This window comes from Serratia sp. root2 (assembly GCF_031931805.1).
Taxonomy (GTDB): Bacteria; Pseudomonadota; Gammaproteobacteria; order Enterobacterales; family Enterobacteriaceae; genus Serratia; species Serratia inhibens.
The window spans coordinates 273622-285604 of the sequence record NZ_JAUJXB010000005.1; the positions used below are offsets into that span (position 1 = coordinate 273622).

The 11983-nt window shown below is 56.9% G+C and carries 10 protein-coding genes; 9 read left to right on the forward strand and 1 reads right to left on the reverse strand.

The window, feature by feature from the left end; all coding sequences use genetic code 11:
• Positions 1-87: 87 nt before the first annotated feature.
• Complete coding sequence (metE, locus tag QZQ97_RS20705) at positions 88-2364, forward strand: 5-methyltetrahydropteroyltriglutamate--homocysteine S-methyltransferase (protein WP_311994968.1); 2277 nt, start codon at positions 88-90, stop codon at positions 2362-2364.
• A 188-nt stretch (positions 2365-2552) separates the two neighbouring features.
• Positions 2553-3413, forward strand: coding sequence for an AraC family transcriptional regulator (locus QZQ97_RS20710; RefSeq protein WP_311994969.1), 861 nt, complete (start codon positions 2553-2555; stop codon positions 3411-3413).
• A 34-nt stretch (positions 3414-3447) separates the two neighbouring features.
• Here the strand turns inward: QZQ97_RS20710 and QZQ97_RS20715 are convergent, their stop codons facing one another.
• Complete coding sequence (locus tag QZQ97_RS20715) at positions 3448-4284, reverse strand: dienelactone hydrolase family protein (protein WP_311994970.1); 837 nt, start codon at positions 4282-4284, stop codon at positions 3448-3450.
• Between the two features lie 508 nt (positions 4285-4792).
• Between QZQ97_RS20715 and udp the strand changes: the two genes are divergently transcribed.
• The 7 genes from udp (at position 4793) to ubiB (ending at position 11945) form a co-directional block, all read left to right on the forward strand.
• Positions 4793-5554, forward strand: coding sequence for a uridine phosphorylase (udp, locus tag QZQ97_RS20720; RefSeq protein WP_311994971.1), 762 nt, complete (start codon positions 4793-4795; stop codon positions 5552-5554).
• 218 nt (positions 5555-5772) lie between these two features.
• Positions 5773-6555 carry a tyrosine-protein phosphatase gene (locus tag QZQ97_RS20725; protein WP_311994972.1) on the forward strand — a complete coding sequence of 261 codons (783 nt, stop codon included), beginning with the start codon at positions 5773-5775 and terminating at the stop codon, positions 6553-6555.
• 86 nt (positions 6556-6641) lie between these two features.
• Complete coding sequence (locus tag QZQ97_RS20730; protein WP_311994973.1) at positions 6642-7172, forward strand: DedA family protein; 531 nt, start codon at positions 6642-6644, stop codon at positions 7170-7172.
• 140 nt (positions 7173-7312) lie between these two features.
• The gene (gene rmuC / locus QZQ97_RS20735; protein WP_311994974.1) at positions 7313-8860 is read left to right on the forward strand and encodes a DNA recombination protein RmuC; all 1548 of its coding nucleotides are present in this window, start codon (positions 7313-7315) and stop codon (positions 8858-8860) included.
• A gap of 79 nt (positions 8861-8939) precedes the next feature.
• Complete coding sequence (gene ubiE / locus QZQ97_RS20740) at positions 8940-9695, forward strand: bifunctional demethylmenaquinone methyltransferase/2-methoxy-6-polyprenyl-1,4-benzoquinol methylase UbiE (protein WP_004951027.1); 756 nt, start codon at positions 8940-8942, stop codon at positions 9693-9695.
• 13 nt (positions 9696-9708) lie between these two features.
• Positions 9709-10317, forward strand: coding sequence for a ubiquinone biosynthesis protein UbiJ (ubiJ, locus tag QZQ97_RS20745; protein ID WP_311994975.1), 609 nt, complete (start codon positions 9709-9711; stop codon positions 10315-10317).
• Positions 10314-11945, forward strand: a complete 1632-nt coding sequence (ubiB, locus tag QZQ97_RS20750; RefSeq protein WP_311994976.1) for a ubiquinone biosynthesis regulatory protein kinase UbiB — start codon at positions 10314-10316, stop codon at positions 11943-11945. The genes ubiJ and ubiB overlap by 4 nt, the downstream gene beginning before the upstream one ends.
• Positions 11946-11983 lie beyond the last annotated feature (38 nt).

Genomic DNA, 11983 nt, shown 5'->3' on the forward strand with positions numbered 1-11983 from the left:
CAGTGAATAAATTGCGCTTGTGGTTGATACAGTACCTGCGGATTATGGATGTGTAAACATCTGGACGGCTAAATGAGGAATATGACGATGGCAATTCTAAATCACACTCTGGGTTTTCCACGCGTTGGGCTGCGACGTGAACTGAAAAAAGCTCAGGAAAGTTACTGGGCAGGCAACTCAACGCAGGAAGAACTGCTGGCGGTTGGCCGCGAGCTGCGCGCTCGCCATTGGCAACAGCAACAGCAGGCCGGGGTGGATTTGGTGCCGGTCGGCGATTTCGCCTGGTACGATCATGTATTGACTACCAGCTTGCTGCTGGGCAACGTTCCTGCACGTCATCAAAATGCGGATGGCTCAATCGATCTGGACCAGCTGTTCCGTCTGGGCCGTGGCCGCGCACCGACCGGTGAACCGGCGGCGGCGGCAGAAATGACCAAGTGGTTTAACACCAACTACCACTACATGGTGCCTGAATTCCAGAAGGGCCAGCAGTTCAAACTGGGCTGGACTCAATTGCTGGATGAAGTTGACGAAGCGCTGGCGCTGGGCCACAAAATCAAGCCTGTGCTGCTGGGGCCGGTCACTTACCTGTGGCTGGGCAAAGTGAAGGGCGAGCAGTTTGATCGACTGTCGTTGCTGAAGGACATTCTGCCGGTTTACCGGCAGGTTCTGGCCGAACTGGCGAAGCGCGGCGTAGAGTGGGTGCAGATCGACGAACCTGCACTGGTGCTGGAGCTGCCGCAGGAATGGCTCGACGCCTTCAAACCGGCTTACGACGCGTTGCAGGGCCAGGTAAAACTGCTGTTGACCACCTATTTCGACAGCGTCGGTCACAACCTCGACACTATCCGCGCATTGCCAGTACAGGGCCTGCATGTCGATCTGGTTGCCGGTCACGACGATATCGCCGTATTGAACAAGGCATTGCCAAAAGAGTGGCTGCTGTCGCTGGGCGTCATCAATGGCCGTAACGTCTGGCGTGCCGACCTGAGCAGCTGGTTCGACCGCCTGCAACCGCTGGTTAACAGCCGTCCGTTGTGGATTGGCACCTCTTGTTCTCTGTTGCACAGCCCCATCGATCTGAGCGTGGAAACCCGCCTGGATGAAGAAGTGAAGAGCTGGTTCGCCTTCGCTCTGCAAAAATGCGCCGAAGTGGCTTTGCTAAGCGCGGCGCTGAACGCGCCGGGTGCAGAAAAGCAGGCAGAACTGGACGCGTACAGTGCGCCAATCCGCGCTCGTCGTCAGTCCAGCCGCGTACATAATGCGCAGGTAGGCCAGCGTCTGGCCGCCATTACCGCGCAAGACAGCGAGCGCCAGAGCCCTTACGCTCAGCGCGCTCAGGCGCAGCGCGATCGCTTCAATCTGCCGGCCTGGCCGACCACCACTATCGGTTCATTCCCGCAGACCACCGAGATCCGCGGCCTGCGCCTGGACTTCAAACAGGGACGTCTGGACGGCAATAATTACCGCACCAGCATTAGCGAGCACATCAAACAGGCGATCGTTGAACAAGAACGTCTGGGCCTGGACGTGCTGGTGCACGGCGAAGCCGAGCGTAATGACATGGTGGAATATTTCGGCGAGAACCTCGACGGCTTCGTCTTCACTCAAAATGGCTGGGTACAGAGCTACGGTTCACGCTGCGTAAAACCGCCGGTGATCATTGGCGACATCAGCCGTCCTGAAGCCATTACCGTTGAGTGGGCGAAGTATGCGCAATCGCTGACCGACAAACCGGTAAAAGGCATGTTGACCGGCCCGGTGACCATCCTTTGCTGGTCGTTCCCGCGTGAAGACGTGACCCGTGAAGTGATCGCCAGGCAGATCGCCCTGGCGCTGCGCGACGAAGTGGAAGATCTGGAAAAAGCCGGTATCGGCATCATCCAGATTGACGAACCGGCACTGCGTGAAGGGTTACCGTTGCGTCAATCCGACTGGGCCGCTTACCTGGACTGGGCAGTGGATGCCTTCAAACTGAACGCCGCCGTAGCGCAGGATGACACGCAGATCCACACCCACATGTGTTACTGCGAATTCAACGACATCATGGATTCCATCGCGGCGCTGGATGCCGATGTGATCACCATCGAAACCTCGCGTTCCGATATGGATCTGCTGGAAGCCTTCAAAGAGTTCGAGTATCCAAACGAAATTGGCCCAGGCGTGTACGATATCCATTCGCCAAACGTGCCAAGCGTGGAATGGATCGAAGCGCTGCTGCGTAAAGCGGCGCAGAACATCCCGGCGGAACGCCTGTGGGTTAACCCGGATTGCGGCCTGAAAACCCGCGGCTGGCCGGAAACCCGTCAGTCGCTGGCCAACATGGTGTTGGCGGCACAGCACCTGCGCGAGCAGCAAGCCTGACCGGAGTGCGCGCGGCCATCGAGGCTGGCGCGCAATCAATAATATTGGTGTGATTATTTTGGGGCGCTTCGGCGCCCTTTTTCGTGGCTCAACCGCAATCGTTCATTTTTTGCCCTGCCGCAGATTTTTCCCTTGGTCGATTGGTTATCATCTGGCGTTATCTTTTCCGGGTTGGAGGATCATCGCTGATGAAACATCCGCTGCTGACGGTGTTGGCGCCGTTACTGGATGACGCGCAGGGGATCAGGCAGGTTTATTTTGCCGATAACCGGCACCCTGCGCCGGACCTTTCTTCTTTGGTCAATTATCCGCGTATTGAGTTGGTGCTGGCCGGGGAGCAAAACGTGGCCTGGATGGGCCATCAGGGGGAGCGCCAGCGACAGCTGTTACTGCCCGGGGATGCATTGTTTGTCCCGGCGCAGGGGTGGCACTGCCCGCACTGGCAGCGGCCGGTCACCACGCTCAGCCTGCGGTTCAACAAGCAGCAACTCGGCTACAGCCTGCTGAAATGGGATGGCCGCGATCCTATCCCTCAAGGGAAGGATAGCGTGGCACGACGTGGATCGCGCGTGGGGGCTTTTACGCTGCAGGCCCTGAGCGAACTGGCGGCGCATCACAACGATCAGTCAACGGCACGCTTTCTGGTGAAGGGCCTGCTGAGCCATGCTCTCGATCTGTTCGGCTCGTCGGCACCGGTGGCATCACGCAGTCAGACGTTGTTTGTGGCGGTGCGGGATTATCTTGAAGCGCATTTCCGTGAGCCTTTAACCCGCGAGTCGGTTGCGCAGTTTTTTTGCATTTCCCCCAATTACCTTTCGCATTTGTTCCAAAAGTCGGGCGGCAGGGGTTTTAACGAGTCACTGAACCATGTCCGGCTGGAACAGGCCAAACGGCTGCTCAGGGACGAAAATATGAAGGTAAAGGATGTAGCGCAGGCTTGCGGCTTCGTTGACAGCAATTATTTTTGCCGCCTGTTTCGCAAGAATAACCGATGTTCGCCTTCGGTGTACCGCAGCCGGCAACGCAGTGAGGCGGCGGTGGACGAATAGACCGGGCGCAGTTGGCAGCGCGCCCGTGGGAGAATTATTTGACGCCGGCCACACCGTGCTGGGCGAACCATGCCAGCATGCGTTGCCAGCCGTCCGTCGCCGCTTCGGCATCATAGCTTGGGCGATAATCGGCGTTAAAGGCATGACCCGCTTCGGGGTACACCACGATCTCGGCATTGGCGTTAGCTGCGCGAATCGCCTGGCGCATGGTCTCCACCGTTTCCAGCGGGATGCCGGTGTCCTGGCCGCCGTATAATCCCAGCACCGGCGCAGAGAGCTGCGTTGCGACGTCGACCGGGTGTTTGGGGGAATTCAGCGTTTTTTCGCCCACTAATTTGCCGTACCAGGCCACCGCTGCCTTCAACTGCGGGTTATGTGCCGCATACAGCCAGGTAATACGGCCGCCCCAGCAGAAACCGGTAATCGCCAGCTTGCCGGCGTCGCCGCCATGACGGGTGGCCCAATGGGCTGCGTGGTCGAGATCGGCCAGCACCTGACTGTCCGGCACCTTGCTCACCAGTTTCTGGAACAATTCGCCTATGTCGGTGTAATCCCTGGCATCCCCCTGGCGGAAGTAAAGCTCGGGCGCTATCGCCAGGTAGCCCTGTTTCGCCAGGCGGCGGCACAGATCCTGAATATGCTCGTGAACGCCAAAAATCTCTTGTACCACCAGCACCACCGGGAAGGGGCCGTCGTGGTTCGCCGGCTTGGCAATATAGGCCGGCAGGTTGTCACCCTGTGAGGGTATGGTGGTTTCCCCGGCATGAATACCCTGCTCGTCGGTATGAAGAGTGGAAGCGGCCAACGGTATTACGGCCGGGGCGAATCCCCCCTGAGCCTGTTTTAATGTCATCACATGGTCGGTTTTCATTGCGGTCTCCGTGCAATAGAAAAAAGCGCTGAGAATAACTATAGGTAAGATTACCCGTTATTGGCACCCGGTTGAGCATTTTCGGTCAAGTCTGTAAAAAACGATTAATTATCTGGCTTTAGCGCGTTTTTCTTATCTTTTTATCAGGGTATTGCGCATTTTGGCCTGCTTTAGCGCCATAAGGTGTGTTAGCCACATTTTTTGTTGCTAAGTCCCCGATAAAATAAGGCTATTTTTCGGTGGTGCCGTAAGTGGCCTCATAGCGGGAAAAGGGGCTTTGCGCCAAGGGAGAGGCGGTAAACGGCGGGCTGTGTTGTCGGCTAGACTTGTGGCAGGTGCGGCATTCATAGAAGCCCTTTGGCTAATTTTGTGACTTAAATCACAAAAATTATGTAGATTGCTATCTGTTTCTTTATTCATGGTGATGGTCGTCACGAAATTGGGTGGCGATTTTCAGTAGAGTACTTTTTTGTTCCTCCCAATAAACATGATCTATGAGGAGTCTCGTATGTCTCAATCTGACGTTTTTCATCTCGGCCTCACTAAAAACGATTTACAAGGGGCCCAGCTTGCCATCGTTCCGGGCGATCCGCAGCGCGTAGAGAAAATTGCCAAGCTGATGGAAAATCCGGTGCACCTGGCTTCCCATCGTGAATTTACTACCTGGCGTGCAGAGCTGGACGGCAAGGCAGTGATCGTCTGCTCCACCGGCATCGGCGGCCCGTCTACCTCGATCGCCGTTGAAGAACTGGCGCAACTGGGGATCCGTACCTTCTTGCGTATCGGCACTACCGGGGCGATTCAGTCGAACATCAACGTCGGCGACGTGCTGGTCACTACCGCGGCTGTTCGCCTCGACGGTGCCAGCCTGCACTTTGCGCCGATGGAATTCCCGGCAGTGGCCGACTTCGCCTGCACCACCGCACTGGTCGAGGCGGCCAAGGCCAGCGGTGCCAACACGCACATTGGCGTGACCGCGTCTTCTGACACTTTCTATCCTGGCCAGGAACGTTACGATACCTATTCCGGCCGCGTCGTCAGCCGCTTTAAGGGCTCGATGGAAGAATGGCAGGCGATGGGCGTGATGAACTATGAAATGGAATCCGCCACTCTGCTGACCATGTGCGCCAGCCAGGGCCTGCGTGCCGGTATGGTTGCAGGCGTGATCGTCAATCGCACCCAGCAGGAAATTCCAAACGCAGAAACCATGAAAAACACCGAAAGCAAAGCGGTACAGATTGTGGTTGAAGCGGCACGCCGCCTGCTGTAATTGCTTCTCCCTTCAACGGGCCGCCAACGCGGCCCGTTTTTCCATTCAGCCTTAATCTGTTACGGTTATACCCACGCCTTGCAAATTGCGGCTGGCCGCAACGTAAAAGCCAGGGTGTATATAGCCATCAGCGCCATCCTTTCGGCCGCCTCTTTATCCGTTGATTTCGGTTTTGCCGTTCAGGTTGCGCCTTTTAGACAATAACTACGAGGACGTCTATGACCGCCCAGATTCTGCTTCATCCTTCACTTGCTCCGCTTGATGGTGGCATTAACTTCCGCGATCTAGGCGGCAACAGCGTCGCGGATGGTCGCCGTATCAAACGCGGTCTGCTGTTCCGTTCCGGCTCGCTGGATCGCCTGACGGAAAACGACTGCGCCTTCCTGGCAGGCGTACCGGTGCGCTCGGTGCTGGACTACCGCGATGCCGATGAAGTGCAGGGCAAGCCTGATATTCTGTGGCGTGGCGCCGATTATCATCATGTTCCGGCCAACCCATTGAGCAGTGATGTTAACGCTAACCTGGAAAAGCTGACCAGCCAGACGCTGGCCGGTTTCGACGCGCAGGCGTTTATGCTGGAGCTGTATCGCCGGCTGCCGTTCGGCAATCCTGCGTATAAACGGCTGACCCAACTGCTGAATGCCCCCGATAGCGGCGCTATCGTCCAGCATTGCGCGGTGGGCAAGGATCGCACCGGGGTGGGGGCGGCGCTGGTGTTGTTTGCCCTGGGGGCTGACGAGACGACGGTGGTTGAAGATTACCTGCTGACCGAAACCACGCTGGCGACCTTTCGTGAGCACATGCTGGATCAACTGTCGATTCGCCTGAACGCCTCGGCGTTGGGCCAGTTCACCTACGTGCTAAGCGTTCGCGAAGAGTTCCTTATGACCGCCCTGAGTTGTATTCGCGCTCAATACGGTTCCACCGATCGCTGGCTGGAGGCAGAATATGGCCTGGGCCCCAGTCAGCGTGAAACGCTGCAGGCGTTCTACCTCGAGTAAACCGCTACACGTTTAGCCGGGGTTTAACCTGCCCCGGCCGGCATTGCGTATCCTTGGCACAGAAAACCCCGCATCAGGAGCCTGCATTGAGCCTCAACGACATTATCAACTGGGTCAGCGACGCCGTGCGTCAGCACGAAGGCTGGGCCATCCCCATTATTTTCTTCCTGGCATTCGGTGAATCGCTGGCGTTCTTGTCCCTGTTGTTGCCGGCCACGGTGATCCTGTTGGCGTTGGGCGCGTTGATTGGCGAGAGCGGCATCGCTTTTTGGCCTATCTGGGCCGCCGCCGCCATAGGGGCATTTTTCGGCGACTGGCTTTCTTATTGGATCGGTTACCACTATCAAGACCGCGTGGCGCACATGTGGCCGCTATCGCGTAATCCGCAGTTGTTGGACCGCGGACATAGGTTTTTTGAACGCTGGGGCGTGTTGGGGATTTTTATCGGCCGTTTCTTCGGCCCGCTGCGCGCGGTGGTGCCGCTGGTCGGCGGTATTTGCGGCATGCCCCAACGTTACTTCCAACTGGCGAATATCACTTCAGCGATGATCTGGGCGTTCGGTATTCTTGCGCCGGGGGCGTTTGGCATCAAGTGGCTAAGCCAATGGTTTGGTTAGTTCTGGCCTGACTTGCGCGACATTTCGCAATATTGCGTTACCGGTGCAAAATCAGACTGGACATCCATACAGCCTCCCCTTAACGTGACGGGCAACAGGCGCATTAAACGCAGGAACGGCAAGGTGTAACAGGAGGCAGGGTGGATACCAGTTTGGTTTACGGTGTGGGCGGGGTAGCGATCGGCATACTGCTGGGGTGGTTGATCGCCAGCCTGCGTGTGCAGCAAGCCCATGCGCAGCATGAAACCGAGCTGCGGCTGCTGGAACAGTCGTTGCAGCAGGCACAGCAGGAAACGGCGGCCCGGCAGGAAATTCTACAGAGAAATGAGCAGCAAACGCGGCAAACCGATTTGGAACTGCGCAATTTGCACAGCCAATTGGCGGCCGGGCACGAAAAATTGCAGCAGCTCAATCACTGGCGTAACGAATGTGAACTGCTTAATCAGGAGCTGCGCGCCCAGCGTGAGGTCAACAGCGCTCAGGAAGCCGAACTGCGTGAAGTGACCATCCGCCTGGAAGAGACCCGCATGGCGGCGGAAGAGAAGCAGCGTCTGTTGATCAACAGCGAACAGCGGCTCACCACCCAGTTTGAAAACCTGGCCAACCGTATCTTCGAACACAGCGGGCGCAAGGTGAATGAGCAGAACCAGCAAAGCCTGGATCGGTTGCTGCTGCCGTTGCGCGAGCAACTGGACGGTTTTCGCCGTCAGGTGCAGGACAGCTTTGGCCAGGAGGCTCGCGAGCGCCATACCCTGACCCATGAAATACGTAACCTGCAGCAACTCAACGCACAGATGGCGCGTGAGGCGATTAACCTTACCAAGGCGCTGAAAGGCGATAATAAAACCCAGGGCAACTGGGGTGAGGTGGTGCTCAGCCGGGTGCTGGAAGCCTCGGGTTTGCGCGAGGGGCACGAGTATGAAACTCAGGTTAATGTGCGGCTGGATCATCAGAGCCGTATGCAGCCTGACGTTATTGTGCGTCTGCCGCAGGGCAAGGACGTCGTGATTGATGCGAAAATGTCGCTGGTCGCCTACGAACGTTATTTCAACAGTGAAGATGAATCGGAACGCGAGGCGGCGCTGAGCGAGCATATCGCCTCGCTGCGCGGCCACATTCGCTTGCTGGGGCGTAAAGATTATCAACAGTTGCCCGGCCTGCGTTCACTGGACTATGTGCTGATGTTTATTCCGGTGGAGCCGGCTTTCCTGCTGGCCATCGACCGGGAGCCGGAATTGATAAGCGAAGCGCTTAAACACAATATTATGCTGGTTAGCCCGACCACGCTGTTGGTAGCGCTGCGCACCATCACCAACCTGTGGCGCTATGAGCACCAGAGCCAGAACGCACAGCGCATTGCCGACCGGGCGGCGCGGTTGTATGACAAGATGCGGCTGTTTGTTGACGACATGTCGGCGTTGGGGCAGAGCCTGGACAAGGCCCAGGGGAGTTATCGCCAGGCGATGAACAAACTGAGCGAAGGCCGTGGTAATCTTATCGGCCAAACCGAAGGGTTCCGCGCGCTGGGGGTTGAGGTGAAACGGCCGATCAATCCATTGCTGGCACAGCAGGCCGGCGCGCAGCATGATGAAAACGATGAGGCGGCGGATGACGATGACGTCAACGCGCTGCCGCAGGCGGAAGACGACGATTCCGCCGAAGAACCACGCTCCGCTTCACAGGCATGACAGACGCCGCGATGTGGGGTATTCCGTGGGGTTCTGGTACACTCGACCACACAAAATTGACTGAATAGCAGGCAGGACAATGGCAGATCAATCGCAGGAAACCACAGATTTCGGTTTTCGCACCGTAGCTAGAGACGAGAAACAGGCCATGGTGGCAGACGTTTTTCATTCGGTAGCGGCAAAGTATGACGTGATGAACGACTTGATGTCGTTTGGCATCCACCGTATCTGGAAGCGGTTTACCATTGATTGCAGCGGCGTGCGTCGTGGGCAGCGCGTACTGGATCTGGCCGGCGGCACCGGCGATCTGGCCGCCAAGTTCTCCCGCATGGTCGGTGAGCAAGGGCAGGTAGTGCTGGCGGACATTAACGACTCCATGCTGAAGATGGGGCGCGAGAAGCTGCGCGATCGCGGCATTATCGGCAACATCAGTTATGTGCAGGCTAATGCTGAAGCGCTGCCGTTCCCGGATAACTATTTTGACTGCATCACCATTTCCTTCGGCCTGCGCAACGTCACCGACAAAGACAAAGCGCTGCGTTCGATGTTCCGCGTGCTGAAACCAGGTGGCCGCCTGCTGGTGCTGGAGTTCTCCAAACCGCTGCTGGCCCCACTGAGCAAAGCCTATGATGCCTATTCGTTCCACGTGCTGCCGAAAATCGGCGAGTTGGTGGTGAAGGATCCGGAAAGTTACCGTTATCTGGCCGAGTCAATCCGTATGCATCCCGATCAGGAAACGCTGAAGGGCATGATGGGAGCCGCCGGTTTTGACAACGTGACCTATTTCAATCTGACCGGCGGTATTGTGGCCCTGCATCGTGGCTTCAAGTTCTGATATGGACATGCCGATGCTGTTAACCCCCTTGTTGACCGGCGCGTTGGAGACATCGCTCAATAGCCTGCTGTTCCGCGATCGCAGTATGAAGGCCGCCCGTCTGCGGTTGGCCGGGAAAATACTGCGTATTGAGTTGCAGGAGCTTGCTTCGCCGTTGGTGTTGATATTCAGCGAACAGCGGGTGGATGTGCTTGGTCAGTCTGAAGATGACGCCGATTGCACGGTACGCAGCCGGATATCGGTGTTGTTGAAGCTGCGCGATCGTCAACAGCTTTCGCCATTGATGCGCAGCGGCGAGTTGATCGTCGAGGGCGACATTCAGGTGGTGCAACAACTGGTGGGGCTGCTTGATCTGGCGGAGTGGGATCCGGCGGAATGGCTGGCGCCCTATATCGGTGATATTGCCGCGCAGAGTATCACCCAGGTTCTCGGTAAAGGCGCAAGCCTGTTGAGATCGGGGTTGCAGCGTCAGCAGCATTACGTGGCGGAAACCCTGACGGAAGAGTGGCGCGTGGCGCCGGGGCCGCTGGAGGTGGTGTGGTTCAACGAGGAAGTTGACGCCACCGTCCGCAGCGCCGAAGCGCTGATTGCCCGTATGGACAAGTTGGAGGGTAAACGATGACCCTTGGCGAACTGCGCCGCCTGTATTTGATTGTCCGCGTTTTTCTCAGCTATGGCCTGGATGAACTGATCCCCAAGATGCGCCTGACGCTGCCGCTGCGTTTTGGCCGCCGCCTGCTGTTTTGGATGCCCAATCGCCACGCAGACAAACCTCTGGGCGAGCGTTTGCGTCTGGCTCTGCAAGAGCTGGGACCGGTATGGATCAAATTCGGCCAGATGATGTCCACTCGCCGCGACCTGTTCCCGCCACAGATTGCCGATCAACTGACCTTGTTGCAGGATCGGGTTGCGCCATTCGACGGCGCATTGGCGCGCAAGCACATTGAATTGGCGATGGGTGGCCCGCTGGAAACCTGGTTTGATGATTTTGACCAGCAGGCGCTGGCATCTGCATCGATAGCACAGGTACATACTGCGCGGCTGAAAACCACCGGGCAGGAAATTGTATTGAAGGTCATTCGACCGGATATCGGGCCAATCATCAAGGCCGATGTTCGCCTGATGTATCGTCTGGCGGCCTGGGTGCCAAAACTGATGCCGGATGGCCGTCGCTTGCGACCGCGTGAAGTGGTGCGAGAGTACGAAAAGACTCTGCTGGACGAGTTGAATCTGTTGCGTGAAGCGGCAAACGCCATCCAGCTGCGCCGCAATTTTGATGGCAGCCCGATGCTGTACGTGCCGGAGGTCTACTCCGACTATTGCCGTGAAAGTGTGCTGGTGATGGAACGCATTTACGGTATACCGGTTTCGGATATCGCCACGCTGGAAAAGCAGGGCACCAACATGAAGTTGTTGGCCGAGCGTGGGGTACAGGTGTTCTTTACCCAGGTATTCCGCGACAGTTTCTTTCATGCGGACATGCATCCCGGAAATATTTTTGTCAGCTACGAGCACCCTGAAGATCCCTGCTATATCGGCATTGACTGCGGCATCGTCGGCTCGTTGAACAAGGACGACAAACGCTATTTGGCGGAAAATTTTATCGCCTTCTTCAACCGTGATTACCGCAAAGTGGCAGAGCTGCACGTTGATTCAGGCTGGGTACCGCGTGATACCAATGTGGAAGACTTCGAGTTCGCCATCCGCACCGTGTGCGAGCCGATCTTCGAGAAGCCGCTCGAGGAGATTTCGTTCGGCAACGTGTTGTTGAATCTGTTCAATACCGCGCGCCGTTTCAATATGGAAGTACAGCCGCAACTGGTGTTATTGCAGAAGACCTTGCTGTATGTTGAAGGCTTGGGGCGGCAGCTCTATCCGAAGCTGGATTTATGGACTACCGCCAAGCCATTCCTTGAGAGTTGGATGCACGATCAGGTCGGCATACCGGCGGTGATTCGTGCCTTGAAGGAAAAGGCGCCGTTTTGGGCGGAGAAACTGCCTGAATTGCCTGAATTATTTTACGATAGCCTGCAACAGCATAAACGGTTGCAACAAAGCGTTGATAAGCTGACCAATCAGATGCAGGCCCAACGCGTTCGTCAGGGGCAATCGCGTTATTTGCTCGGCGTTGGCGCTACACTGTTAGTAAGCGGTACGATTTTGCTGTTAGGGAAGGTCGAGGTTTTCCCTGCGTGGCTGATTGCTGCCGGCATCGTATCCTGGGTGATCGGCTGGAAGCGCACCACCTGAATTGATTCAAAACTCTGGTAAAAACTGCTGTATGATGC